Raw genomic sequence first — 26084 nt, 5'->3', positions numbered from 1 at the left:
AATTCTTGAAGGGTGCATCCTTGTGGCGAGAAACACGTTTGAAACGGCAGTTTATACTGATAAATTCTCTGCGCAATACATCAGAGTTCTAATCGATGTACCAAACATTCAACCCTATGCGGCGGGGTCTCATGGCGTGCCCTATGTTTGGGAAAAGGACAGTGGCAAACCTGGCCCGCATTTGATGATTTGCGGGATCATGCATGGCAATGAAATCTGCGGTGCGCATGTGATCAAACGGTTCTTGGACCGAGACGTGGTTCCGGCACGAGGAAAGGTGACTTATTGCTTTGGCAATGTAGACGCTTACCACCGCTTTGACCCTGAGAACCCTCAGTGGCACCGCTTTATTGATGCCGACATCAACCGGATATGGGGCAAAGAGCTAGACGACATGTCCTTACAGGGCAGCGAACACAAACGCGCCCGTGAATTGCGCCCGGTGATTGATCGCGTTGATGTGCTGTTGGATATTCATTCGTTCCAGTGCCGAGGGCTGCCGGTGGCCAATCCGGGTAGCCGTCAAAGCGCGATTGATCTGGCACAACGCATACCTCATACGCCGCTGGTGCTGTCGGGCCCGAAACAGGAAAGCGACCGCATTCGTTTGCTGGACTACGAACGCTTTAGCAATCCAGCGCATGGCGCTGCGGCGCTTCAGATTCAGGTTGGGCATCATTGGTCCCCTGAAAGCGTCGAAAACGGATGGCAGGCCTCTTTGGGCTTTCTGGATATTCACGACATGCTGCCTGAGAGTTTGCGCGAAGACTACAATCCGGATCGGCAAAAGCTGAATCTGGAAGTGTCGGAACTGATCTATGACTACGAGCCCAGCTTTGCCTTCGAAGGCGATTATATGAACGGCGAATTTTTTGAGAAAGCTGGCACATTGATCGCCACTGAGGGAGAGCGGGAGATCCGCACGCCCCATGACAACACCTATTTGGTGATGCCAGTGCAGTATCGGCGGCTTGGGATGACCGTCGGGCGATTTGCCCGTGAAGTCCCTATAGAATAAGCAAAAACTCAACTATTGGAACCAACACGGTGCCAATGTGGCGCCGTTTTTTGTGTTTGTCGGGTAAGATTGCGCAACAAAAAAGCCGCGCAGAGGCTGCGCGGCTCAGTCTTACAGGGAGGGGGAGTTACTTAGACCAATACCATGCTTCAGGCATGTAAACATTGGCTGGGCTCGGGAACTGGGAGGTTGCTTTCATGTTTGGCAGCACGTTCTCCAAGCCATTCTTTTTGACCCCATAGGTCGAAACATGTTTGGAGATACCAAAGCCAAACTGATGTTCCGCTGCGATGTCTGCGATCCGATGATAGGCCGCAACACGCTCTTCCGTAGAGCCAGCCTCCGCGACGTCCGCCCATGCTTGATAGGCTTCTTTCATATACTGCGGAGGTTCTTCTCCTTTTCTGCCGCCAGACTTGTGCCAGTCGCCCCAATGGGGTGCGAAGGTATTGCCGCTGATTGCAATGATGGCCTTCGGGGTCTGACCGGCCATCCATGTGGCGCCAGAGAAGGCAACAGTGAAGTCATGCTCTGCTGATTCAGCGCGTGCTTCGTGCAGGGTCAGGTCAACGACATTTACCCGCAGATCTATGCCGATGTTCTTCCACTGGTTGGACATCATCTCGGTGATATCGATGACACTCACCAAAGAGCTTGCGGCCACATCAATCAAGAAGCGGGCAGGGCGGCCATCAGACATCAGACGAATGCCATCCGCGTCGCGATCTGTCAGGCCAAGGCCATCCAGCAAGGCATTTGCGCGGTCTGGATCATACTTCAGATTTCCAGTTGCAACGCCCTCGTGATACAGCGGATTGCCAGGGAAGGGGCCTGTGTGCCACGGCTCACCGGCCCCAAGCAGGGCTGTGTTGATGATCTCTTCTCGGTTTGTGCCAATAGACATGGCCACGCGGAAGTCGATTTCATTCATCAAATCACGCACCACGGGGTCAGGGTGGTTCAGATTGGGTTCAATCCAAGCAATATTACCGCCCACGCCGGTAACTTCGTAGAGGGAGTAGCCACCCTTTTCACGATTTGCCGCAAGAACCGGACGGTTCGATGCGGTGTCGATCCCACGGAACTGGAAATCAAAGTTACCACCAATTGCAGCCAGCGTCATCGCTTGGGCATCTTGGAACACCCTGCCTTCCATCCGATCAATATAGGGCAATTGGTTGCCCTCTGCGTCGACTTTCCAGAAGTAAGGGTTGCGGTTGAACGTCACTTTGGTCGCGCCGCCATCCAGCGGTTCTTCGATGATCCAAGGCTCAAGCGAAGGGCGTTCCGGATTGGCCCAGCGGGTCGCTCCCGTTCCTTCACCGCAGTTGTTACGCATCAGCTGCGGCCAGTTGTCCACGCCTGCCGCTGTCATATCGGCCTGAATATTGTCGTTATACTTTGGGTGGAACTGCTTGCAGTAGTGTTTCGCATGCGAGATCAGATGAATGCCGTTGTGACGTGACATGCCGCCAAGAAAATCACCATTTGGACTTGGGAAAACGATTTTAAACGTATACTTATCAATAACTTCTAGGCCAAACCGCCCTTTGGCCGACTTCATCCGGCTGCCGCCATTTTCGTCCCAATCGTCATTTTCCAGAAGATCGTTAACGTTGAATGCGATGTCGTCGGTGGTCAAAGGTTCGCCGTCTGACCATTTCATGCCTTCGCGCATGTGGAAGGTGTAGGTCGTGACGTCGTCAGAAATCTCATACGACTTCACCACGTTTGGAATGATGGTCTGTAGGTCTAAATCCCAACGGACAAGACCATTCGCGCCGATCATCTGACGGATCGATTCACTATCACCAGAGCCATTGATGCCAAAGCGGACAGTACCGCCGTAGGTGCCGATCTCTCCGTAGTCTATGACTTCCGGATCGCTGCCAACCCGCTCTGCGACTGGGGGCAGTTGGCTGTTGGCTACAAGCGTTGCTAGGTCTGGTGCTTCTCCCGACGCCTGAGCATATGCTGCACTGTGCAGTGTGGCGGCCGCGATGGTGGTCGCGAGTATTCGGGAAAGTAATGTCGAATGTCTCATTGTTCCTCCCTCAAGGTGTTTTGTCGCGTCGCCCTTCCTGGTTGGGGACGTGATACTGACGCTTTGCTGCGACGATCAGATGACTGGGCAATTCGTGGGGTGCCCTAAGGGCAGGTGAAACGATGCAGCAAGACACATTCAGTCTTGGAGGCAATTGTTCGCTTGTCAATCAATTTTGAGAAAAATGCGTGAAAATTGTTTGATTTCTTGATTTCGGAGGGCGCTTCCATAGGAGGGGTTGTGCTTCTTGCAGGAGGCGAATTTAATTTAACTACTTGATAAATATAACTTATATTTTTAGAGATGTGCTTTGGTGTCATGAGTGCCGTTAGGTGTTGGGTTTCGACACCCCTTCAATCAAACAAGTTGTTTGTATGAATTTTCGGGTGGCACGAGCGCAGAATACCATTCTGCTGCATTCCAACTGAGAGCCACTTCATTCGGGTCTTTGAGGCGAGTTGACCTGATGCAATCAGCCTCTCGGGTCGGAGTAATTGCCCTCACGGGTCTGATGCCTCCGCGGACATCGATCTATAGAAGCCGCTCAGCCGAGCCTGCCAGATGTTCGATGCTCGGCTGAGGGTAATCCTATTGAGTTATCGTCGCCAGATAGACCCCGTAACCGCACAAGCAAACGGCCCCCTCTAGGCGGGTTATCGTCCAATTGGTGCGCAGCATGGCCAAAGCTACCACGCTAATCAGGACTAGGAAGGGAACGCTGAATGACAACATTTCCACAGGCGTCTGAATGCCGACAAAAAGGGCAGGGATGCCGATGCAGGCCAAAATATTGAAGATGTTGGATCCGATAATGTTGCCCACCAGCATGCCGCTTTGATTGCGGCGCACGCAGACAACAACGGTGGCCAATTCAGGGAGGCTTGTTCCGAGCGCGATGATCGACAGGCCAATGACCGACTCGCTGACACCAAGCGCATTCGCGAGGCCAGTGGCCCCGTAGATGGCAATCTCGGACCCAAGCGCAATTCCGATCAAAGACAGAAGAATCACCAAAGCTGTTTTCGTGCGCTTTTGGGGGGCTTGATCAGATGGGTCATCCGAATTCGCATCCTCTGCGCTTGGAAGTTCAACGGCATCTTGGCGTAGCAATTGAAACAGGTAGCCCGCGAGGATCACCAAAAGAACACTTCCGTGCAGCGGGCCAAGTGAGGATTGCGTGAACAGAAACACCACAAACACAATCGTCGCCGCGGCCCAAACAGCCCCGTCGCGCCAAATCATGGTGTGTTCAATTGGCAAGGGCCGGATCAACGCAGCAATTCCCAAAATCAGTAAGGTATTGGTGATGTTGCTCCCGACAATATTGCCGATAGCCAACCCGCCGCTGCCGCTCAAGCTGGCACCAGTTGTAAAGATCAGTTCGGGGAAAGACGTTCCAAAGGCGACCACTGTAAGGCCGATGATCAGGGGGGACATGCCCAACTGTTCGGCAATGGCGGTGCCTTCCTCAATTAACTTATCTGCCGATACGACAAGCAGCCCCAGCCCTAAGACCGTTAGAACGGTGAACAACAACATCTTCGCCTCGTTTCAAAAAAAGGGCCCACACGAATGTGGGCCGAGGTGGGCCGCACAAAAGCGCGACCCGTTCGTTTCTTAGGGAGAGGTTATTTAGCCCAATACCATGCTTGCGGCATGAATACGTTGGCAGGGCTTGGGAACTGGCCGGTACTTTTCATACCTTCCATGATGTTCATAAGACCATTTTTACGTACCCCGTAAGTCGACGCATTTTGTGCGATGCCAAAGGCTTCGAACTGTTCTGCAGCGATATCGGCGAGTTGGTGGTAGCGACGGATTTGCTCTTCCGGATCAGCGGTTGCATAGATCGTTTCCCAGATACGGTAGCGTTCCATCACGTGCTCTGGGGGTTCAATCCCGTCTTGCCCGTCAGTTTGGTACCATGCGGTCCAAAGTGGCGCGTGGCGCGAGCTGCTGTCAATCGGCAGCAAAGCTGAAGGCAGCTGACCAGGTAGCCAAGTCGCATTTCCGCTATCTGCGGTCATATCATGATCGCCTTGGCGGGACCGCTGACGGTGCACCGAACGGTCCACAACATTCAAATCGATCTGAATGCCCAGCTCTTCTTCCCACTGCGGCTTCACGATGGTCATCATGTCGATGATGTGTGGATGTCCGTTGCGAATGTCGATCAAGAACTTTGCAGGACGCCCGTCAGACAGCAGGCGGATGCCTTTGTCGTTGCGTTCCGTTAGGCCCAAGCTGTCCAACAATTCATTCGCGCGATCGGGATCATATTCCAGATGTTGCTTGGAAATCTTTTCGTGGTGAAGCGGGCTGTCTTCGAATGGACCAGTTTGCCAAGGGGTACCAACACCCAAAAGCGCTGTATCGATGACTTCCTGACGGTCTGTGCCGATGGAGAGGGCAATCCGGAAATCACGCTGGTTAAACAGGTCGTGGATCACGGGGTCTTTGTGGTTCAGGTTTGGCTGAATCCAGTTGTAGCTGCCGCCGGCGGCGGTCACTTCGTACAATTGGTAGTCACCCCGTTCGCGGTTTTCGGCCAGAACAGGCCGGTTCCCCGGAGCGTCGATCCGGCGGTATTGGAAGTCAAAATCACCAGCAATCGCCGCAATGAGCATCGCTTCGGGATCTTGATAGATCGTAGCTTCCATGTCGCCGATATAGGGCAGCTGGTTGCCTGCCTCGTCGACTTGCCAGAAGTAGGGGTTGCGCTCAAACAAGACCGTTGTGGTACCGCCGCGCAGCGGTGTGGCAAGAACCCAAGGGTCCAATACGGGGCGATCGGTGTTGATCCAACGGACCTCGTCACGCACATCACCACATTTTTTGTACATCAACTCCTGCCATGTTTCGACACCTTCTTCGGCGATGAGGCCATCAAGGTTGTCGTTATACTTCGGGTGGAATTGGCTGCAGTAATGCGCTGAATAATGGTTCAGACGCGCGCCTTCTTCGCGGGCCATCTGTCCCAAGAACCCACCATTCGGGTGCTTGAAGCGAATGATGAAGGTGTAGTCATCCACAACCTCTAGGCTTAGAGGTTCGCCGCCTGATTTGTAGCGGGTTGAGATCTCTTCCCAATCGGAGTTGAGCAGCAAATCATTAATGCTAAATGCGATGTCTTCGGTGGTGAAGTCGTCGCCGTCCGACCACTTCATGCCTTCGCGCATTTTGAATGTAAATTCGCGTGCATCTTCAGACACCGTATATTCGCGAATTACATTCGGCACCAGTTCGGACAGATTGTGGTGCCAGCGCACCAATCCATTTGTGCCAACGGCCTGACGTAATGTGCCTTCGTCCGAGACACCCCGCATGCCGAACCTGATCTTTCCTCCAAAAGTACCAAGTTCGCCGTAGTTGATGACCTCCGGTTGAAGCGACGCGCGCTCCTCTACTGGTGGTAGCGCCCCTTGGGCTACCAATTCTGCCAGTTCTGGGGCTTCTCCTGTCGCTTGGGCAAATGCGCCCGTCGACATTAGGGCTGTTGTTGCGGTCAAGATTAACCCGCGGCTAAATCTACTAGTCATTGAGTCCCTCCAATTTCGATCGCCGATTTGATCGGCGGTCGGTTGTACAGGGCCAACACAATCCAACGTCCGGATCAGCGGCCTATCTGTTGTGACGACTTGCTTTTCGTCTAGCCTACCTTGAAGGTAAGATTGAATTTTGCAACCGTAAAAATCAAATTAGCCATCGACATCCAAAATTCTATCCCTATTTATAAAGGAATCCGATGCAGATAATATTGGTTTAGGATTTTGGAATACTAATATCCAATTGTGTCAAATGTAGAGTTTCGGGCTTTCTTCGTGGAGGAGGCGAGGCCCGTATAGCTCCTAGGGAGGGGAAATGTACGCTTATATTTTGCGTAGACTGGCGTGGTCCGTGCCGTTTTTGTTCGCGGCGTCTTTTTTAGCGTTTACGATTATTCAGGCGCCACCTGGCGACTATGTTGAAAGCTATGCAGCTAAGCTTGAGGCCGATGGGCGGCAGGTTGATGAGGTGCGGTTGAACTCTTTGCGCGACCGGTTTGGCCTCGATGAGCCGTTTTTGTCCCAATACTGGAAGTGGATAAGTGGCATCGCCAAAGGCGATTTCGGACTGTCTTTCCAGTGGCAACAACCAGTGTCTGAATTGATCGGGGATCGCATGATCCTATCGGTGATATTGGCCACATCAACGTTGTTATTCACATGGGCCATCGCACTTCCCATAGGGATATTATCGGCGGTGAGGCAATATAGTTGGGGGGACTATTTTTTCAGTATCATCGGGTTCATCGGATTGGCGACGCCGAATTTTCTGGTGGCATTAATTTTGATGTATGTGGGTGTCGTGTACTTTGGCACCAATGTAACGGGGCTGTTTTCAGCCGAATACGTGAATGCTGAATGGTCTTGGGCCAAGTTTTTAGACCTAGTGAAGCACCTGATCATCCCTGTCGTGATCATCGGTACGTCTGCCACTGCCAGCCTTATCCGGATCATGCGGGCCAACCTTTTGGACGAGCTGTATAAACCCTATGTAACGACCGCGCGCGCCAAAGGTTTGAGCGAGTTTAAGACGATCCTCAAATACCCCGTTCGTATTGCGCTGAACCCGTTTGCATCCACAATCGCATGGGTTTTCCCGCAAATCATTTCGGGCTCCACTGTGGTGGCGGTGGTCTTGTCTTTGCCAACCGTTGATCCGCTGATGCTCGACGCATTGCTCACGCAAGATATGTATCTTGCTGGTGCGTTCATTTTGATGCTCAGCGTCATGTCTATAATCGGTATGATCGTGTCAGATATTGTTCTGGCCATGATCGATCCTCGCATTCGGTATCGCTAAAATGTCCAATCTTGTAGATCAAACAGACCCGCGCATCCCCACCGACATCGCCGAAGCATCGCAATGGCGCTTGATGTGGCTGAAATTCAAAAAACACAAACTGGCTTTGATCAGTCTTTATCTGGTTGGCTTTCTCTATGTCCTCGCGGCATTTGCAGAATTTTTCCAACCCTTTGATCCAGAGGTCACGTCTCGGCGGGATGTGTTCCATCCACCGCAAATGGTTCAGTTTTTAGACCGCACGGAAGACGGTACGCGCTTTCGCCCGCACGTCTTGGGCACGACGCTATCCCGAGACCCCGAAACTTTGGCGACGTCCTATGAACGAAACCCTGATGAAAAGATCTACATCTCGTTCTTGGGGAAATCCGAACCTTATCTGCTGGCGGGCTTCATACCGATGCAACGTCGGCTGATCGCCCCAACTGACCCGGATGAGCGTTTCTATCTACTGGGAGGAGACAGGCTTGGTCGTGATATGCTGAGCAGGTCCATTGCTGGGACGCGAATTTCGATGTCCATTGGCTTGGTCGGTGTTGCGATGAGCCTGTTTCTGGGCACGTTGATTGGCGGTATGGCTGGCTATCTGGGGGGATGGTTTGACTCTGTCTCGACCCGCGCGATCGAGTTGATCTTGTCCATGCCAACCATTCCAATTTGGCTGGGTCTAAGTGCGACCATCCCCGCCAACATCGACCCGTTGATGCGATATTTTGCTATTACTGTGATTTTATCGTTGATCGGGTGGACTGAATTGGCGCGGGTGGTCAGAGGCCGGTTTTTGGCGCTCCGCACCGAGGATTTTGTGACCGCAGCGCGATTAGACGGGGCACGCCCGCGTCGAATAGTGTTTCGCCATATTATGCCATCCTTGATGAGCCACATTATTGCGTCTGTTTCACTGGCAATTCCGGCAATGATCTTGGCGGAAACATCGTTGTCTTTCCTCGGGTTGGGGTTATTGCCGCCATCCATCTCATGGGGTGTTCTGCTTAAAGAAGCGCAGAACATTCGTTCCATCGCGCAAGCACCATGGCTATTTGTTCCCGGATTTTTTGTGTTGATCGCGGTCTTGGCTTTGAACTTTCTGGGGGACGGATTGCGTGACGCAGCTGACCCCTATGCGCAAGATCAGTGAAGAGGATGTCACAAATGACCCAACAAAATTTGCCCGCCGACCATCCAATTCTTGAGATTAAGAATCTGGTAACTGTGTTTGAAACCAGACACGGAATCTTTAACGCAGTGGATGATGTATCGCTCAATCTGGTGCCCGGAGAGACCTTGTGTCTGGTCGGTGAAAGTGGCTCAGGGAAAAGCGTGTTGTCGCGGTCCATTTTGCAGCTGGTTGATCGACCCGGCCGCATTGCATCGGGCGAAATTCTGCTGCATGAGGCCCACCCTAGTTCAAAAACGGAACAGACCCGTTCGTTGGATTTGGCCAAGCTTGAAGCCAGATCAGGTGTTATCAGAAACATTCGAGGTCGCGATATTGGGATGATATTTCAAGAGCCTATGAGCTCTTTATCACCTGTGCACACGATCGGCAGCCAGATCACTGAAAGCTTGGTTCTGCATGAAGGGTTGAACAAAAAGGCCGCCCGCGACCGCGTAATTGAAATGCTGCGCCGCGTCGAAATCCCCAATCCGGAAAAGGCGATAGATCAATATCCCTTTGAGTTTTCCGGCGGCATGCGGCAGCGGGCAATGATTGCGATGGCGCTTATTTGCAATCCCAAAATACTGATCGCGGATGAGCCAACCACCGCGTTGGACGTGACCATTCAAGCCGAAATTCTGGATCTTCTGAATGACTTGAAGAAACAAAATGACATGGCGATTTTGTTCATCACCCATGACATGGGAGTTGTCGCTGAAATCGCCGATCACGTTGCGGTTATGCGGCATGGAAAGGTGATCGAAAATGGAAATGTGCAGGATGTTTTTGATCGTCCAAAGCATGACTACACCAAGGCGCTGCTAAAATCTGCGCGGGATTCACAGATCCCGTCTCCAGACCGGCTGGCGCAACGGCAAGTTCAACCAATCGGTGCCCCCATTTTAGAAGCCAGCAACCTGCGCAAAGAGTTCTACGGCAAGACCGGTCTGTTAGGCATGACCCAAACCACATTGGTTGCGGTGAATGATGCAAGCTTTACCCTGCACGAGGGTGAGACCCTTGGGGTTGTTGGCGAAAGCGGGTCGGGTAAAACGACGTTGGCCCGTTGCATTCAGCGTGTCCATAGTATCGAAGCCGGCCAGCTGCATTACACCAATAGAGGCGGGGACAGGGCCGAGATTTCTCAGCTCAACGATGCGCAGTTGCAGCCCACGTGGCGTGACATGAGAACTGTGTTTCAAGACCCTTTTGCGTCTCTTAACCCTCGCATGAGCGTGTCGCAGATCATTGGGGAAAGCCTGTTGCTGAACGGTATGACGTCGCCAGTCGATCGCAGAAAACGCATCTTGGAATTGCTGGATCTGGTTGGGCTCCCGTCGTCAGCACTTGAGCGATATCCGCATGCCTTCTCTGGTGGGCAACGCCAACGTATTAGTATTGCGCGTGCTATTGCACCCAATCCGCGGATCATTATTGCGGACGAGGCGACGTCGGCGTTGGACGTGAGTATTCGCACGCAAATCATGGACTTGCTCCAAGAATTGCAAAAAGAGTTGCGACTAAGCTATGTGTTCATCAGCCACGATCTGGGTCTGGTTCGCTATTTTTGTGATCGGGTTTTGGTCATGTTCAAAGGGGACATTGTTGAATCTGGCGATTCCGAAACTGTCTGCACCCAGCCCACGCATGATTACACGAGGGCGCTGCTGTCCGCCGTGCCGATCACCCATCCAGATCAACGCGGATCGCGACAACGCTTCCGATATGAAAACGGGTGACGGTCTGGTGGCAATCGCCTGGCGAGTGGGGCCAATCCCAAAGGATTAGATATCGACGTCGCATATCACCGTTGTGCGACGAGTATTAAATGCCAGTGTTCAAGATCGCGCACAGGTGTTGGAATAGGGAAGGGCGCCGTCAATAATGCATTGAGGGGGGGATTTAGAGGAGGGGCGACAATTGGGCCCTAGACGAGCCTGTGAAGCGCGTAGGGGCTGTTGCGGCTTGCTCCCAAGAGCTAAACGGCTTTGCCATCCTTCCGCCCTTCCGCCCTTCCGCCCTTCCGCCCTGCCGATCAGCGATCTTGCACCGCGCTAAACTCTTCAGCTTCCACACCTGTCATGCCCTTTAAAGCAGCACCGCTGAAGCCCAAATCAAATCCGCCATCACCAAAGCGATACCTGACGTTCATCGTTTACACAGGCGATCCAGACGAAAGCGATGCGGCTCAACTCAAGCTCGATCAACAATAACCACCGTCTCGAGACACATAAATGTAGCCCCCGTAGGCGCGGAGCCTCAAGCGTGAGAGAGTGGGGGCTAAGTGCATGGTATAATTGGAGGCGAGTACCGGAATCGAACCGGTGTACACGGATTTGCAATTCTTAGAATCCTGTTTCCCACAGGTTCCTACAGGTTCAAAACCCTTTGATTGTATTGACTTATGAACTTTCAGGAATCAGGGTGAAGATGTGTCTATCAACTGAAACGCCACCAAAGCGCCACCAAAATGCAAGCAAAACTCACAGAGACGTACATCATCAATCTAAAGCACAAGTCCGAACGCTATGACGTTCGAGATACGATTGAACGCGGCTTAGTGCTGCGCGTAGGAAAGAAGTTTGGGTCTAAGCAATGGCACACGTTCGTGTATCGCGGTGCGAAACGTCGAATGGTCCGTCTTGGCCTTTTTCCACATATGACCGTCCGTGATGCACGGATGGCCGCAATACAAACTAAAGCAAGCTCAAATGCCCCGTGGACGCCGGAACATATCAAAACTGTCGCCGATCTCTTCGCAGAATACAAAACCGCACGAGGACCGAAGATGCGTTCATGGTGCGATATTCAATCTGCATGGGACGTATGGGCCAATGAGTTTGTCGGTCACCTTCGCCTGACTGATGTATCCATCCACCACGGTCGAGAGCTGCGTTCACATGTTTCGAAGAAATCAAGTGAACTTAGGGGAAGTGCAGTCATTCGATACATCCGGCCAATGTTTGGGTGGGCCGTTGATGAAAGTTTGATCGATGAAAACCCTTGGGCAGGTTTGAAGGCCACAGCGATTGCAACACCGCGTGACCGGGTTTTGACGGACGAAGAGTGGCGCAAGGTCTGGGATGCGACCTTCGAAGATAACCTCGGAGCATACTTTAGGTTTTTGATGATGTCGGCTCAGCGCAAAGACAATGTTGCGAGCATGAAGTGGGAAGAGCTTGAGGGCGATATTTGGACAATTCCTGCCGCGAAATTTAAAGCGACAAAAAGGGAGAGGGCAAAGGCGCATGAAGTGCCTCTCACTTCCGCTCTCATGGAGATTTTGGAGAAGCAGCCCAAACGCGGCCCATTTGTCTTTGGCCCAACTGGGTTGAAGCAGTTGCGTTTGGGGTCTCGTGAGAAAGACCGGTTGGCAAAGGGGGCTGGTGTCGATGACTGGCGAATACATGATTTACGTCGCACTGCTGCAACGAGAATGACTGAAAATAAGGTGCCTAGATTTATCGTTGAAAGGGTGCTTGGCCATGCGGACCGAAGCGTAACGGCGGTCTATGATCGCGCAAACTACAGAGAAGAAAAGAGGCAGGCATTAGACGTATTATCGAAAAAATGAATTCAAGGGTTGCCCCCGTTCATTGGTTGAATGCTGTGAATTATTTCATCAATCACGACCTTGGGCAGGATATTTACTCGAACAGAACGGACTTTTTTGCCAAGGTGCATGACGCCGATTTAAAGCTGTATGGTTCGGCCGTGCAGGCGCAGGTTGTGTCCATCGCTGACCACTATACGTCGATCATAAATTCCAGCGAAACGGTTCTATTCTATCTGTGTTTTGATCTTTCTATCGGCATAGTAAAGCGAAAGAAGGGTTATGCGATGGACCCAATATGGGCCAACGGCGTCTACGAAGCGGCCAAGGTTGATTTCAAAGTCTACACGCGTTTGATTGAAGTGGTTGGTGAAAACCTAAAGTTGAAAGTTGCGGTGCCTTTCAAGCTCAGAGTCTTTGCAGGCGAAGTGTTGTCAGGTACCTTTCCCGTGCCAAGCAAGAAAGGGCCTTCGGAAACACGTGACAAATTGCGGAATCTGGCGGTCTTTGAAAGTGCCGATTTGTTATGTCGTAGGCTTGGAATGCAATTTACATCAGAAGCGAAAATTGAGCGCCAAAGTGCCTTGCCGTTGATTTGCAATGGCTTCGCTCATGTGACCTATCTGAACAGAAAAATTGGTAAGCCGACCCCGAGTGTCGTTGAACGCGTTTGGAAGAAAATGGATCGCGAGCAAATGCGATATGAGGTTTCGATGCTGAAGTGGCTTGAAAACAAACAGAAATCAAACACGTGGTATAAAAAATTCGGAATTCAGTTCTGGGTGACCAAAAATTACTAAAATCTAAACACATGCTTTTCCCAGCAACGTTAATCAATCTGAGTGCACCTCGATGAACCACAGGAGTCCGCGATGCACGCAGGTGAAACACAGATCGAAGAGTTGCAGGAACACTACCGGCCCCCAGAGGCTGCGGCGTATCTGAAAATCTCAGAAAGCCAGCTTTCTAAGTTACGGATGAAGCAGAACCGCGTTCGTGGACCAAGGTTCGCCAATGTCGCTGGGTGCATATTGTACCGGCGCGTTGACTTGGACGATTGGGTCAAATCTAAAATCATCTCAGTGTAGGCGGTTAGTATAATGGCTGTAAAATACTATGCGCAGATCGACTTTGACTTATTTTCTGATCCAAAGTTTAGGGCGCTTTCGTCCAATGACGTCCGCTTCATATACCTGACCGCGCAGTGCTCAAAGTTAAGCAACTATATCGGGCTTTTTCGCTATCCAGTGGAAATCTGGAGCTATGACGCGAATGTTAAACCCATTGAGATTCAAGCCGCAATCACTGAACTTCAACGATGCGAACTCATTGAATACGACCACGACCATCAAGCCTTGCGGTTGATCGGTTGGTTTCATTCCCTAAACGCACCCGATAACGGCAATCAAATGAAAGGCCACATGAAGAGCTTCCAAGGTCTACCAGCTTGGCCAGCCGAAATGTTCTGCCGTGCTATCGCCGAGTTCACGGTCTCAAGCTTTATGCAGACCTTAAATTGGGAAGACCTCAGCACAGAGCATAAGAAAGCCCATTCGGCATTTCGTGCGTTCTTAAAGATGATTTTCTTCAAATACGGCGATGGCTTCAACGCTATTCTGATGGATGAAATCAATAGTCGGGGCAAAGGCGCGTACAGCTCAATTCAAGCTTGTTATCAAATGTTGCCAAGTGACGGTTTGCAGACTGTGGAACCCTTTCGAAAGGGTTCCGAAACCGTATCGAAACAAGAGAGTAAAGCAGATGATATCAAATCAAATCATAAAACCTTAAACCCTAATGCAAGCCGCAAGGTCATAAGTCACAGTCGCCCCACAGCGTCGGTATTGAACAGTGCTATCGCTAAAGAAGCTCGCGGAGTGAAGTCATGACTGCGCAATCTAGGCAAACAGCAAGGTTACCCACCGATTACATCGGCGGGACTTGTGAGGGGCGGCGTGCCTCCCCTTCAAACCCCAACCAGACGCGCGGCGAGCGCGTCAAAGAAGGCCTTTCCGAGACTGTGATCTTTCGATGCACCGTTGCTGAAAAGGCCGCGCTTGTCGCCAAGGCGGACGCGGCTGGACTGCCCAACGCCACGCTGATGCGCGAGGCCTTGGGGCTGGTCCAAGCGCGACGGCGCAAGCCCGTGCCGCGCGTTGACCCGTCGCTGACGTTGGCCGTTGCCCGTGTCGGCGGGAACCTCAACCAACTGGCTCGCTGGATTAACGAGGCCGTCAAATCTGGCCGCACAAGCCATATCGACGCCCTCAAGGTCAGCGTGCGGCTTGTCACAATTGAGCGCCAGCTTGCGCAGATCATCGGTCAGCACAGCGAGGGCCAGCAATGATCATCTCGTTCTTTTCGTCTGGCACGGGCGGCGGCGCGGCCCCCGTTGACTACCTGACCGCACGCGAGGTTTTGGCCTACGACGAAAACCGCAACCTGATCCGCGACGAAGGCGGCCAACCTCAGACCAAAAACCGCGATCCTTTACCTGAAGTGCTGCACGGCAATCCCGACCGGACGCGGGATTTAATCGACGCCAGCGCGAACAAGTGGAGCTACACCGCAGGCGTGATCAGCTTTGCAGACAGCGACCAGCCCAACGAGGACGCCCAGCAAGAGGCCATTGAGCTATTTGAAGCTCTGGCCTTTGCGGGGCTTGAGGCGGACCAATACGACTGCCTTTGGGTGCGCCATCTCCACGAGGGCAATGTCGAGCTGCATTTTTGCACCCCGCGCTTGGAGCTGGCGACGGGCAAGGCACTGAACATCGCACCGCCGGGCCACGTGGCGGCGTTCGCTACCTTGCGCGACGTGTTGAACAAGACCCATGGTTGGGCCGACCCGATGGAGCCAGACCGCGCCCGCGACTTCAAACCCGTACGCGAGAGCGCTGACCGCGCCGAGGCACGGCAGGTCATAGTTTCCGCCCTCTACGACCAGATTGACGCGGGCCTGATCACTGATCGCGCGTCCATGGTCGCGTTCTTTGAAGACACAGGGTTCGAGGTCACGCGCCAAGCTACAAAATCAATCAGTGTCCGCGATCCTGAATTTTCCAAACCGTTCAAACTTGAAGGCCTCCTGACCCATGAAAACTGGTCCCCAACCCGACATGCAGAAATCGCGGCTGAGTACGAAACTGGCGCAGATGCAAACCGAACAAGAAGACTTGATGGCCTCTCACATGAGCGCCTTCGTGCAGACCTCGCAGACCATGTTGAACGACGCGCGGGATACAATGCAGAACGATACGGCGCACTTCCTGTTTCACAACAGGAACTTGTTCGAGGACCGGCTCGAACAGATCAGGACTTGGCTGACGTACTCACCGTGGATCATCGCGGGGATGGTTGGGGCAGGGATCGCCTTGATGATGGCCGCGAGCTGGTTTTGGGTCGGGATGATGACGCGCTCAGAGCTGAAAGAGATGGGCCTGATGCGGGTCAATCAAGCCGGTCAGACGTGGGTGATCTTGGACCCGAACACCACCGAAATGAAGACCTGCACAATGGTGGATTGGCCCGTGCTGTGCATCCAGATCAAGGAGAGATGAATGACAACGCCCCTGACAGCCTTGGAGCGCGACTTGCTCGCCTGCGTGGAGCGGTTGGTGACGGCCTGCGAGGTCTCAGCCGCCGAATTGAGCGGGTTAGAGACACGCTCGACGAACGGGATGCAGAGCCAGATGGATGGATTGGCCGCCTGCGTGTCAGTGCTCATTCAATCGCAAACGGCATCCGTGGATGCGTTGAACGGCTTGTTGAGCGAGGGGCGGAGTTACGGGACGCTGCGCACGCAACTAGAGACAAGCTTGAAATTAATGAAAGCCGCCGAGAGGCAGTTGAACGAGACCTAGACAACGCCCGCGAACGGGAAGCCGATCACAGCCACGGCTACGGATTATAAATTGAAAGGAAGAAAGATGCGATTGGACCACGAAAAATTCACCATGAGCTTTGCCCAAGCTCGCGACATTGGGATTGACTATCGAGACTACACAAAAGTTGATTGCTTGCCGTCTGATATACACGTGACTGCCATTGCGGGCGTTTGGGGGGACTACGTGAACATTCGATGCTTATTTGAGGATGTTGATGGCAATCGCTATATGCGCAATATCGTTAGGTGGGGCGACGCAGGGTATATCATCAAGGAGCTAGGCCTTGACGCGAAAGAGATCTTAGTTGGTCAGAGCTTCAAGCTATGAAGTGGGGCCACCACAGCAATAGTTGAGAACGGTCTATACTTATCATACAAAGAATGGGTTGGCTGATTTCAACACAGTCGCCCCTAAAACAATAGGTGCTCAGAGAAGTACACTTGTGGCGAGAGATGAAGAAATGCCTGCGGTAGCAGTGCTTCTAATTGAAAAGATCTCCTTGGTTAGATTTCGTCGCGTCGTCTTTGCTTTGTGTACGTGTTATTTCAAGTTTTCCCTGAATTATCGAAAAAGTGAAACGCGATGCATCTCCATCAAAGTTTGCTTGAAATTTTTGTCCTGCAAATAAATTAGAAAGCGCTCCCAGCGGGATTTGAACCGAGCTTTTACCTTCTGTTATCTCAAGTAAATCTTTGAGCGAAACCATGGGTAGCTTAGTCGAAGAATTTTCCCCCTTGGGTAGTGAGGTCTCTAGCAAGATTTTGCGTTCTTCAAAGCCGCCTCGTTTCTCTCTTTTGGAATTAGCTGAAGAAACGACTTCCTCCCACTCAATGTCGCAGTGGTGAGCCATAGCTCTTAATAGTTCATAAATATCTGATAGTTCGGCTATTTGGCTAACTTTGTCTTCTGCTTCAAGAAATTCTTCAACTTCCTCGAACATTTTACCTGCCAAAGCGAATAAGATTTCAGGTGATTGTAAAATTCCTTCAGAAGCCTCTTCGCCTCCATTCCTAATCATTTCCGGAATCTTATCGCGAACCAGTTTCCCGAACTGTCTACGATCTCGAGTACGCTTGTATCGTGCTGAGTTGGGCAATATTAATTTCACCTTTTTTTGCACGAGACGATAATAAGCGTGACCTAGGCGGGAGCCAAAAAATTTGATAGGTAGATCTTTCTCAAGCGCCTTGTCTGCAACCAAGTTTAGAAAATGATCGTTCCGCACTAATTCTGCATCTGGAGCTAGAACGAGGCATACTTTGTGTTGAGGTAGGTTTCCCAAATCGGCAGGAACCTTAATGGTGAAATCGCGGAAGCTTTGATTTGATCTAGGGGCTTCCTCTTCAAAGAGTTCCCTGGAACGAAACCATGGGAGGTTTTGACCCACTCGATATTCGTCGGGAATACCGCAAAACCACATTATTTGTGCTTCTTCCCCCAGTTTTTTCGCAATGTTGTGGGTTCGCGAGGCCACTTCTAATATATCGGATCTACTGAGCACTTGCGATCTTGCTTTACTCTTCTTTACGTTTTGATAATCCCAAGTTCCACATCCCAGTTCAGCAAGGAATTTGGGTTTAAAGACAGTTTTGGTCTGAATGATCTTGGCCTGATCAACTGCAACTTCGTATGTGTCCGTTGGCCAGTACTGAAGTCCGTCCGGTAGTCCCCACAATGCGTCAACGAACACTAGCTTCCGATCTGGACTAGCATATGCCCAAGCCGCCGCCCTTGCTGGCAGAAATGCGTGGCAGAAAAATGCGACATCCTTCGGGGCGATCCCATCTGCGATGTGTGCTAGTATTTGTTTTTGGCACCATTCCACTGCGTCCGCTGCGCTACAAGTATCTGTCCTTGGCATATTAAATGCCTGCAAGCGTTGGTCGCAGGATTCTGTTCTTACTACAGCGCGATCGGCTGTGACGGCTCGAAGTTCGTTGATAAGTATCGCTGATTTTTTTTGATCGTTGATAGAACTTTCTACAGTCTCGCCTTTCAGGTGAAAAATCTTTGGAGCAAATTCAACGTCATCGAAGTCAAAATCGGATAAATTCTTAAGCTTCTTCCATTTAGTCAACGTGCCAACTTTATAAGGCTCCATGAGTGTGGTGGCATGAAAATCGAGAGATACTTCCCCGTTTTCGAGTTGAAAATTGGTGGGGTCGATTCCGTTGTCATGTTCTGGCCACTCGAAATCGGCTTGAACCACCCAGAGTTGGGTACCACATATAAGCCATTCAAAATGCGTTCGTTCAGGGAGGTTTTTTGTTGCCCAGTTTCCGAGTCTGCGCATCGACTTACTAATCTCAGAGCTACTTTTACCTGTGATCATTTTTACGTCGTCAGGCCAAGGCTCGATCCGAGTTGAGTCTATTCCAGTAGATCGTCCAATGCTTGGTTTTTCAAATTCGAAATCCCATTGATTACGGGTTGTTTTTAATCGACGTTCGTTTGAAAGGTGTCCAGTAAATTCAGAAGGGACATGCTTCTGAATGATCAAGCCAAGCCTATCATTCGGGTCTCTTGTTTGAGCGTGGTCGAAAATTTCAATTATTGCGTCAGATACTGCAAGTGCATCGTGGCCAGCGGAAATGATAATTGACCTGTATTTACCACGATCATCTATCGTCTCGTTCACTCCGCTAGATCTAACAATGACATCTTCGCCAAGTTGAACTTGCCAATCTGCAACCTCCTGCAAAATGCCGGCTTCCAACTCACCAGTCTCAAGCCAGTTTTTATGAAAATCAATCCGAATTAAACGAAATTCGGGCGTCCATTGACTCGGAAGCGTAGTCAAACCCGCGGCCTTAGCTCCAAACCTTTGGGATACCTTCCCAAAGTCAGAAAAGTCAGAAAATTTAGATTTTGTTACTTTTTCCAGAGTAAACATATTTGATGCGAGCTATTACCTTATTACTTGTCAGTGAGAGTTCCGAAAATATTTTGCGCAATGTTCTGTAGTGCCGCAAGAATATTGTCAGAAAAGTACCCAAATATGAAGCCAAATCCTAGAAGAGTGTAGAGGTCGTCGAACGCTTCGCCTTTGAGAAATGGGATAACCCCTGACGCAAATATAAATCCGGTAAACAATGAAACTACAGCGGAGTTGATTGGCACAATTAGTCGCCACAACAAGCGATCTTGATGCCAACGGCCCTTAGCAACCGAATGGTAAAGCCATTTCAGTACAAACAGTGCTCCTCCAATCATTCCAGCTGCAAAAAGCGCAATCCAATTAACGGCCTCAGATCGGATTGAAACACCAAATATTTCCGAAGCATAGTGAGTTTGATTTTGGCACGTATTCAAGCAATCAGTTGCCCGCACTAAAGCGCCGTCGAAAAGAATAAGCAGTGCGAATACGAGGATGCTTAAGGTCCAAATCAATTCGATAGAGATCTGAAACCACACCCTATAAGGGTATTTGGTTTTCCAGTCCCAAGGACAACGATCATCATCTAGTTCGTCTTCATCAACGGACACTTAAGCTAAAAACCTTGCGTTCGTGTTGGAAATCTCTTCCAAAGCGGGGAAGTCACGATAGTTCCATTTTTCCGGCTGGCTTGTCTCTTGCGCGATAACGCGTCTAAAGAACTGAGAAACCGGAGATTTTGGGAACGCAAAATGTACGATGCCAGCATTGGAACACGCCAAATATTCTGCTTTTTTCTGCTCCGAGGTAGAGGGCATTGGAAGACATCCCTCTTCTGTTTCCCATACCAGTTCAGTGTTGAAGTTCTTAGCCGCTAGAATGAGGTCAAAATCTACGTTCACCAAGTGCAAATGAGCTTGGTCAACACCGCAGCTGATTGGGCTTCCGTATTCACCTCCGTGTTCAAACAGAAAAGTTTCTGCTGGTGACCAGCTAAACTTAGCTCGTACTCGTTCAGACAAGTTCGTAAGCTCATTTTGCTCGTTCAAATTCAGATGTGAAAGGCATGGCATCGGGTTCTTAGGGATTATCAAGACCCAGTTAGGCACTAAGCTACCGAGGGATGGCAGAACAGCAAAGTTCTTCGTCTCACATAACACATAATCATGCACTGGCTTCGTTGCTCGCGACCCTTCGTGGGTGAGCCAGTGAAATTTTGTTGAACTACTCATGTTCCACCTCAATCTTTTCTAACAATGTAGCACACTCGCTCCCTAGTGTCCAAGAAGCGTTGGGGTTTTGCAGTTAGGCCGTCACTAACAGAGATAAAACTGACTTGTACCACTGTTTCCCTGACGTTCAGGAGAAACTTTATTGGTTATACTCATCACCCACTACAACTTTCTTCATTTCCCTGTCGCACTTGCAGTGAAGTTCCCTCCCACCTGTCTGGATGAAGCTTATTCAGGGCGCGGCCCCGATAGTCGTCTGTGGGCTCCCTGCGTTTTGTCTTGGAAATAGCGGCTCTAAGTGGGACGGCGAGTGTGGCCAAGCGGCGTTTAAACAGTAAGGTCAGATATCGCCCTTCGGGGAAATATTGAGCTTTAGCTCTCTGAGGTGGATGGTATTGCCAATTTGGTTGCGTTGCATGAGAGGAAGGCTGAAAAGCCACTTAACAAGAATACGCCACCAAAAACGCCACCAAATTGAGGGCATGCAATCAGATTGATCGACTAAGCATCTGATTTTATTGGAGGCGAGTACCGGAATCGAACCGGTGTACACGGATTTGCAATCCGCTGCGTAACCACTCCGCCAACTCGCCTCAACGGTGTGCGGGTTCTCTAGACTAAGCGAATGGGTCGCGCAAGAGTGTAGCGCAAGGGGCGTTCCTTTCCTTCCGGCATGGGGGCAAAAGCGGGCTATACTCAGCAGGATGCGCCAAAATCGTTACAAATCGTTTCAAATCAAGGTAAGGTTGTGCAGCTACATTGACTTCGTCGTTGATGCGTCCGGCGAACTGTGTCAAACCGTCGATAACTGAAACTAGACTAATGAGTTTAGTATGCTTGATAATGCTGCAAACAGAACAATGATGGTCGACACGCAAGTGCGCCCGTCTGATGTAACCAAATTCCCAATCATCGACGCCATGTTAACGGTGCGTCGGGAGGCCTATGTGCCACAAGATAAGCGTGACGTCGCCTATGTCGACGGCGCTATCGAGTTGGGAGAGGGGCGCGTGGTGTTAGAGCCGCGCACCTTCGCTAAAATGTTGGATGCGCTTGATATTCAGCGCAGCGATGTCGTGCTCGATATCGGCTGTGGTTTGGGGTATTCATCTGCGGTTTTGGCTCATACTGCAGATGTTGTGGTGGCTCTGGAGCAAGATGAAGATCTTGCGCGTGACGCGGAAACCATTTTGGCTGAACAGAATGTGGACAATGCTGTCGTTATTGCTGGCCCGTTGGCCAATGGCGCTGCGAAGTCAGGACCTTATGATGTTATTTGCATCCAAGGCGGAGTGTCACATGTGCCGGCAGAGATTTTGGGGCAACTCAAAGAGGGCGGTCGGATCATGGCCATTTTCTCTGATAATGCATTGGGCGAGGCCCGTTTGGGGCGTAAAGTTAACGGCAATGTAAGCTGGAGCTTGGCGTTCAACGCCGGTGCGCCAGTTTTGCCAGGATTTTCGTCGGAGACGAATTTCGCACTATAAAATTTGAAACACGGGCGTTGCCGTTTTGAGTACCCACGCCTTCTGAAGGCGCATCAGCAAATAGGTAGGTCGCATGAAACAACGTAGATTGAGCGCAATGCTGTTCGGAATCGCCCTTGGGCTTTCGACGGTTCAAGTTTCGGCTGAAACCTTGGCCAGTGCTATGACTGCGGCCTATAACAACTCAAACTTGCTGGAACAAAATCGGGCTTTGCTGCGCTCTCAAGATGAAGGTGTCGCGGTTGCCCTGTCGGCTTTGCGCCCACAGATCAGTGGCAGCACGTCTTTGACGCAGGGACAGACGTCCTCGATCGGGTCTTCATTGTCGGCGACTGTGGGGCTGTCAGTCGATGTATTGCTTTGGGACGGCGGGCGTTCGCAGCTTGCGGTGGAATCAGCCAAAGAATCGGTTCTCGCGGTGCGAAGCCAATTGGTTCAGCAAGAACAGGCAGTTCTTCTTGATACGGTGAACGCCTATGTGCAGGTTCTTCGCGATCAACGCGTTTTGTCCCTGCGTCAAAGCAACATGCGCCTGATCACTCAAGAATTGCGCGCAGCCCGCGACCGGTTTGAAGTGGGCGAAGTCACGCGAACAGATGTGGCGCAGGCAGAGGCGCGGTTGGCCGCTGCACGCGGCGATCTGGCCAATGCGCAGGGCCAATTGGAAATCACGCGAGAGCTGTATAAAATCGCCGTTGGTCGCAAAGCGTCTAACCTTAAGCAGATCACAAGCTTGCCGAAGCTGCCGAAATCACTTGATGCTGCGAAGGCGACTGCGCGTCGTATAAACCCGCGGATTGATCAAATTCAGCATGAAATTAAGGCCAATGAGCTGAGCTACGCTGCCACCAAGGCGCGAACTCGTCCGCAGTTGCGCGCAAATGGGAATTTGTCTCATACAAATTCCAACGGCGTGAACGACACCACGGATTCATCCAGCGTGGGCCTGACACTTTCCGTGCCGATATATCAGGGTGGCCAGCTGTCGGCCTTGGGCCGTCAGGCGCTGGCTTTGGTGCATGCCTCCAAAGCCCAGTTGAACCAACAGGTTCTGGCCGTTGATCAAGGTGTCGCGAACAGTTGGTCCCAGTTGGCCGTAGCGCGTGCGCAGGTCACATCGTCGGAACGCCAGATCAGAGCCGCGCAAATCGCCTTTGATGGTGTGCGCGAAGAAGCCAAATTGGGCGCGCGGACGACATTGGACGTTTTGGACGCCGAGCAAGACTTATCAGATGCCAGAACCAATTTTGTGGTCGCTCAAACGCAAGCCTATTCAGCGGCTTATAGCGTTTTGGCTTCGATGGGGCTGCTGACTGCGGATAACCTGAAGCTAAAAGTGAAGCGTTATGATCCGACCGAGTATTACAACGCGGTCAAAGATGCGCCTGTTCCGATCACCAAGTCGGGCAAGAAGCTGGACCGTATCCTCAACCGCTACCAAAAGAACTGAAGAGTCTAACGATCTGTTGTCAGGTCGGCAGTCGACGGGTATCTTACATCAAAAGTATAGAGGCTGAGTGTATGTCGGATCCTGTGACTAATGTAGATGTGGAAGATGTGTTGTCCTCCATTCGTAGGCTCGTTTCTGACACTCGGTCTGACGAAAAAAGCAAGGAATCCTCAGAAAGTTACGCGGTGGAGGCTGAAACCACGCAGCCGGATCATGAGGTTCAAGCCGAAAGTAAGCCAGCGGACGCATTGATTTTGACCTCTGCGCTACGGGTGAATTCCGAAGAGACAGATTCGCAACCCGACGCTGGGCCGGCTGATATGACCAATTTTCGCCATAGAATTTCGGGCGAAGCACGTCTGTTGGACGCTGAAAACGCTGTAGAATCGACGGACGATCATGCGGATTGGCCATCCATGGCCAGCGATGACTACTACGAGGATGACGTACCTGCGGAGAGTTCTCCTGTCATTGATTTCGTGCGGCATGGTCGCAAAGTTGAGCCTGCAGCCGACCCTGAGGTTGAGCCGGAAATGGAATGGGCTGACGAAGAATTTCAAAGCCCTGACAGCATCGAAGCTTCGGCAGAAACCGATAGCGAGGAGCAACATCAAGAGGTTGCAGAGGCCGCAAGCGAAGATGTTCACGACTGGGTCGATGAACCGGAAGGCGATGCCGAACCTGCGCTTGAGACCTCAGAGGATCACCATGCAGCTGAAATGCAGGCTCCGACCGCACCTTCCGAGGATGCAGATGCGGCCAGTGACGCGGAAGCTGAAGACGATTCTCTGAAGGAAGAAGCAATTTTTGCAGCCGCCGCTGCCGCTTCTGTCGTTGATGCGCCTCAAGACGGGGCTGAAGAGCCAGAAGTTAACCTTGCTGACTTTGACGAGAGCGTCATTGACGAGGACGCTTTGCGCGAACTTGTTGCGGACATCGTGCGCGAAGAATTAACCGGCGATCTTGGTGAAAAGATCACGCGTAACGTGCGTAAGTTGGTTCGGCGCGAGATTCACCGTGCGATGCTTACACGAGAGTTTGAGTAGCAATTAGCTGGCGTTTACCGTCTCAGCTAGGCTGAGCAGCGTTTCCACATCCAGATGGGTCTCAAGATGGTCGGCCAAAGCGTCCAGAGCGTCTTCGACCGAGGCGCTGTAGTTGCTGACCTGTGACGTCCCTCCCAGCTTTTCCAAGTAGCAGTGGCGAAAAGCATCGGCGTTGAACAACCCGTGGATATAGCACCCCTCAACTTTCCCATCTGAAGACGCGGCCCCCGCAGGTTTGCCGTCGATGCTCAGCCATGGCCGATCAGTGTCTTGTCCTGTCGTTGTCCCGATATGGATTTCATACCCTTTCACCTTGGCGCCTGACGCCAGATGGGTGCCCTCAACATCCGCCAGCCGCTTTGAAGCGGCCATCGTTGTCTCGACGTTCAGCAAGCCCAGACCGGCCACTGTGCCGGCGGGCCCTTCAATTCCGTCAGGGTCGGAAATTGTCGCTCCCAACATTTGGAACCCGCCACAGATACCCATTACATGCCCGCCACGCCGGACATGCGCGTATAGGTCAATGTCCCAGCCCTGAGCGCGTAGAAAGGCCAAATCCCCGATGGTGGACTTTGACCCCGGGATGAGGATCAGATCAGCATCCGCGGGCAGGGGGCGGCCTGGCTCGACTATGTCGACGGACACGCCCGGCTCCATAGCCAAGGGATCAAGGTCGTCGAAGTTGGCAATGCGCGACAGTTTCGGGACGGCGATCTTTATGACTTCGCCATCGCGGGCGGTGGAGGTAATATCCATCACGTCTTCCGCAGGCAATTTCCATGCGTCTTTGAACCAAGGTAGCACGCCCAATGGCGCCCAGTCGGTGCGGGAGGTGATCTCGGTCATGCCGTCGTTGAACAGCGTGACGTCTCCTCTAAACTTGTTGACCATAAAGGCCTTTATCCGGTCGCGATCTGCCGCCGGTAAAACGCAATGCGTTCCGACGATTTGGGCGATCACACCGCCGCGGTCAATATCGCCGACCAAAACAACGGGTATATTTGCGGCCTCTGCGAAGCCCATATTGGCGATGTCGCCTTCACGCAGGTTGATCTCTGCTGGGCTGCCTGCGCCTTCGATCACGATCAAATCCACAGAGCTTGCAAGCCGTTGAAAGCTCTCGAGAGTTTTCGACAGGAGTTGCGGCTTGGCCTTTGCGTAGTCTCGGGCTTTGAGGGTGGCAAACCGCTTTCCATGCACGATGACTTGCGCCCCGACGTCGCTTTCAGGTTTCAGCAAGACTGGGTTCATGTCGGTATGCGCCGGCACGCCGCAGGCCAAGGCTTGCAGGGCCTGCGCGCGCCCGATTTCACCGCCGTCTGTGGTCACCGCCGCGTTATTTGACATGTTTTGCGGCTTGAAGGGGCGCACGATCAGGCCACGCCGCGCGAACAGGCGGCAAAGCCCCGCAACGATCATGGATTTCCCCACGTTGGAGCCAGCCCCTTGGATCATGATTGCTTTGGTCATGTGATCGCTTCCTTCGCCT

Annotated in this window: 20 protein-coding genes and 1 tRNA gene; 13 read left to right on the top strand and 8 right to left on the bottom strand. The window is 51.8% G+C overall.

Features of this window, described 5'->3' with window-relative positions; all coding sequences use genetic code 11:
• The first annotated feature begins 22 nt into the window (after positions 1-22).
• Positions 23-1018, top strand: coding sequence for a succinylglutamate desuccinylase/aspartoacylase family protein (locus Q0746_RS04425; RefSeq protein WP_298257589.1), 996 nt, complete (start codon positions 23-25; stop codon positions 1016-1018).
• Between the two features lie 127 nt (positions 1019-1145).
• On the opposite strand, the gene Q0746_RS04420 is transcribed toward Q0746_RS04425, so the two are convergent.
• The 3 genes from Q0746_RS04420 to Q0746_RS04410 all read right to left on the bottom strand — a co-directional run bounded on the left by Q0746_RS04420 (position 1146) and on the right by Q0746_RS04410 (position 6601).
• Positions 1146-3062 carry an ABC transporter substrate-binding protein gene (locus Q0746_RS04420; protein ID WP_298257587.1) on the bottom strand — a complete coding sequence of 639 codons (1917 nt, stop codon included), beginning with the start codon at positions 3060-3062 and terminating at the stop codon, positions 1146-1148.
• A gap of 588 nt (positions 3063-3650) precedes the next feature.
• The gene (locus Q0746_RS04415) at positions 3651-4601 is read right to left on the bottom strand and encodes a calcium/sodium antiporter (RefSeq protein WP_298257585.1); all 951 of its coding nucleotides are present in this window, start codon (positions 4599-4601) and stop codon (positions 3651-3653) included.
• An 89-nt stretch (positions 4602-4690) separates the two neighbouring features.
• On the bottom strand, positions 4691-6601 hold the full coding sequence (locus Q0746_RS04410; RefSeq protein WP_298257583.1) for an ABC transporter substrate-binding protein: 1911 nt from the start codon (positions 6599-6601) through the stop codon (positions 4691-4693).
• A gap of 322 nt (positions 6602-6923) precedes the next feature.
• Here Q0746_RS04410 and Q0746_RS04405 point away from each other — a divergent pair, with 322 nt between their 5' ends.
• The 9 genes from Q0746_RS04405 (at position 6924) to Q0746_RS04365 (ending at position 16531) form a co-directional block, all read left to right on the top strand.
• Positions 6924-7907 carry an ABC transporter permease gene (locus Q0746_RS04405; RefSeq protein ID WP_298257581.1) on the top strand — a complete coding sequence of 328 codons (984 nt, stop codon included), beginning with the start codon at positions 6924-6926 and terminating at the stop codon, positions 7905-7907.
• 1 nt (position 7908) lies between these two features.
• Positions 7909-9045, top strand: a complete 1137-nt coding sequence (locus Q0746_RS04400) for an ABC transporter permease (protein WP_298257579.1) — start codon at positions 7909-7911, stop codon at positions 9043-9045.
• A 14-nt stretch (positions 9046-9059) separates the two neighbouring features.
• Positions 9060-10805: an ABC transporter ATP-binding protein gene (locus Q0746_RS04395; protein ID WP_298257577.1), complete on the top strand. Its 1746-nt coding sequence runs from the start codon at positions 9060-9062 to the stop codon at positions 10803-10805.
• A gap of 731 nt (positions 10806-11536) precedes the next feature.
• Entirely contained in the window at positions 11537-12640 is a 1104-nt protein-coding gene (locus tag Q0746_RS04390; RefSeq protein ID WP_298257575.1) for a site-specific integrase, read from the top strand.
• 35 nt (positions 12641-12675) lie between these two features.
• Entirely contained in the window at positions 12676-13419 is a 744-nt protein-coding gene (locus Q0746_RS04385) for a hypothetical protein (protein ID WP_298257573.1), read from the top strand.
• A 72-nt stretch (positions 13420-13491) separates the two neighbouring features.
• Positions 13492-13707, top strand: a complete 216-nt coding sequence (locus Q0746_RS04380) for a hypothetical protein (protein WP_298257571.1) — start codon at positions 13492-13494, stop codon at positions 13705-13707.
• 12 nt (positions 13708-13719) lie between these two features.
• Positions 13720-14508, top strand: coding sequence for a hypothetical protein (locus Q0746_RS04375; protein WP_298257569.1), 789 nt, complete (start codon positions 13720-13722; stop codon positions 14506-14508).
• Positions 14505-14966 carry a plasmid mobilization relaxosome protein MobC gene (gene mobC / locus Q0746_RS04370; protein WP_298257567.1) on the top strand — a complete coding sequence of 154 codons (462 nt, stop codon included), beginning with the start codon at positions 14505-14507 and terminating at the stop codon, positions 14964-14966. Before Q0746_RS04375 ends, mobC begins: the two co-directional genes overlap by 4 nt.
• Entirely contained in the window at positions 14963-16531 is a 1569-nt protein-coding gene (locus Q0746_RS04365) for a relaxase/mobilization nuclease domain-containing protein (RefSeq protein ID WP_298257566.1), read from the top strand. Before mobC ends, Q0746_RS04365 begins: the two co-directional genes overlap by 4 nt.
• A 455-nt stretch (positions 16532-16986) precedes the next feature.
• Here Q0746_RS04365 and Q0746_RS04360 read toward each other — a convergent pair whose 3' ends face one another.
• The 4 genes from Q0746_RS04360 to Q0746_RS04345 form a co-directional block, all read right to left on the bottom strand.
• Complete coding sequence (locus tag Q0746_RS04360) at positions 16987-19398, bottom strand: hypothetical protein (RefSeq protein WP_298257564.1); 2412 nt, start codon at positions 19396-19398, stop codon at positions 16987-16989.
• Positions 19399-19421: 23 nt separating this feature from the next.
• On the bottom strand, positions 19422-19991 hold the full coding sequence (locus Q0746_RS04355) for a hypothetical protein (RefSeq protein ID WP_298257562.1): 570 nt from the start codon (positions 19989-19991) through the stop codon (positions 19422-19424).
• Entirely contained in the window at positions 19992-20612 is a 621-nt protein-coding gene (locus Q0746_RS04350; RefSeq protein ID WP_298257560.1) for a hypothetical protein, read from the bottom strand. It abuts the gene before it with no gap.
• Positions 20613-21131: 519 nt separating this feature from the next.
• Positions 21132-21205: transfer RNA gene (locus tag Q0746_RS04345), tRNA-Cys, on the bottom strand.
• Between the two features lie 240 nt (positions 21206-21445).
• On the opposite strand from Q0746_RS04345, the gene Q0746_RS04340 reads away from it, so the two are divergent.
• The 3 genes from Q0746_RS04340 (at position 21446) to Q0746_RS04330 (ending at position 24595) form a co-directional block, all read left to right on the top strand.
• Entirely contained in the window at positions 21446-22099 is a 654-nt protein-coding gene (locus Q0746_RS04340; RefSeq protein WP_298257558.1) for a protein-L-isoaspartate O-methyltransferase, read from the top strand.
• 73 nt (positions 22100-22172) lie between these two features.
• Positions 22173-23549 (top strand): TolC family outer membrane protein, encoded by a 1377-nt coding sequence (locus Q0746_RS04335; RefSeq protein ID WP_298257556.1) that lies wholly within the window; start codon positions 22173-22175, stop codon positions 23547-23549.
• A 71-nt stretch (positions 23550-23620) separates the two neighbouring features.
• Positions 23621-24595 carry a hypothetical protein gene (locus tag Q0746_RS04330; protein WP_298257554.1) on the top strand — a complete coding sequence of 325 codons (975 nt, stop codon included), beginning with the start codon at positions 23621-23623 and terminating at the stop codon, positions 24593-24595.
• 3 nt (positions 24596-24598) lie between these two features.
• Here Q0746_RS04330 and Q0746_RS04325 read toward each other — a convergent pair whose 3' ends face one another.
• Positions 24599-26065, bottom strand: a complete 1467-nt coding sequence (locus tag Q0746_RS04325) for a cobyric acid synthase (RefSeq protein ID WP_298257552.1) — start codon at positions 26063-26065, stop codon at positions 24599-24601.
• Between the last annotated feature and the right edge of the window lie 19 nt (positions 26066-26084).

It is taken from the genome of uncultured Litoreibacter sp., assembly GCF_947487515.1.
Lineage (GTDB): Bacteria > Pseudomonadota > Alphaproteobacteria > Rhodobacterales > Rhodobacteraceae > Litoreibacter.
The sequence above is the reverse complement of the archived record's forward strand: the minus strand, read 5'-3'. Positions and strand labels throughout refer to the sequence as shown.

What these genes read in the sequence shown, in the direction of transcription:
- Q0746_RS04420 (WP_298257587.1), bottom strand. Translation starts at nt 3,062, where the DNA reads ATGAGACATTCGACATTACTTTCCCGAATACTCGCGACCACCATCGCG.
- Q0746_RS04415 (WP_298257585.1), bottom strand. Translation starts at nt 4,601, where the DNA reads ATGTTGTTGTTCACCGTTCTAACGGTCTTAGGGCTGGGGCTGCTTGTC.
- Q0746_RS04410 (WP_298257583.1), bottom strand. Translation starts at nt 6,601, where the DNA reads ATGACTAGTAGATTTAGCCGCGGGTTAATCTTGACCGCAACAACAGCC.
- Q0746_RS04405 (WP_298257581.1), top strand. Translation starts at nt 6,924, where the DNA reads ATGTACGCTTATATTTTGCGTAGACTGGCGTGGTCCGTGCCGTTTTTG.
- Q0746_RS04400 (WP_298257579.1), top strand. Translation starts at nt 7,909, where the DNA reads ATGTCCAATCTTGTAGATCAAACAGACCCGCGCATCCCCACCGACATC.
- Q0746_RS04395 (WP_298257577.1), top strand. Translation starts at nt 9,060, where the DNA reads ATGACCCAACAAAATTTGCCCGCCGACCATCCAATTCTTGAGATTAAG.
- Q0746_RS04390 (WP_298257575.1), top strand. Translation starts at nt 11,537, where the DNA reads ATGCAAGCAAAACTCACAGAGACGTACATCATCAATCTAAAGCACAAG.
- Q0746_RS04380 (WP_298257571.1), top strand. Translation starts at nt 13,492, where the DNA reads ATGCACGCAGGTGAAACACAGATCGAAGAGTTGCAGGAACACTACCGG.
- Q0746_RS04375 (WP_298257569.1), top strand. Translation starts at nt 13,720, where the DNA reads ATGGCTGTAAAATACTATGCGCAGATCGACTTTGACTTATTTTCTGAT.
- mobC (WP_298257567.1), top strand. Translation starts at nt 14,505, where the DNA reads ATGACTGCGCAATCTAGGCAAACAGCAAGGTTACCCACCGATTACATC.
- Q0746_RS04365 (WP_298257566.1), top strand. Translation starts at nt 14,963, where the DNA reads ATGATCATCTCGTTCTTTTCGTCTGGCACGGGCGGCGGCGCGGCCCCC.
- Q0746_RS04360 (WP_298257564.1), bottom strand. Translation starts at nt 19,398, where the DNA reads ATGTTTACTCTGGAAAAAGTAACAAAATCTAAATTTTCTGACTTTTCT.
- Q0746_RS04350 (WP_298257560.1), bottom strand. Translation starts at nt 20,612, where the DNA reads ATGAGTAGTTCAACAAAATTTCACTGGCTCACCCACGAAGGGTCGCGA.
- Q0746_RS04340 (WP_298257558.1), top strand. Translation starts at nt 21,446, where the DNA reads ATGCTTGATAATGCTGCAAACAGAACAATGATGGTCGACACGCAAGTG.
- Q0746_RS04335 (WP_298257556.1), top strand. Translation starts at nt 22,173, where the DNA reads ATGAAACAACGTAGATTGAGCGCAATGCTGTTCGGAATCGCCCTTGGG.
- Q0746_RS04330 (WP_298257554.1), top strand. Translation starts at nt 23,621, where the DNA reads ATGTCGGATCCTGTGACTAATGTAGATGTGGAAGATGTGTTGTCCTCC.
- Q0746_RS04325 (WP_298257552.1), bottom strand. Translation starts at nt 26,065, where the DNA reads ATGACCAAAGCAATCATGATCCAAGGGGCTGGCTCCAACGTGGGGAAA.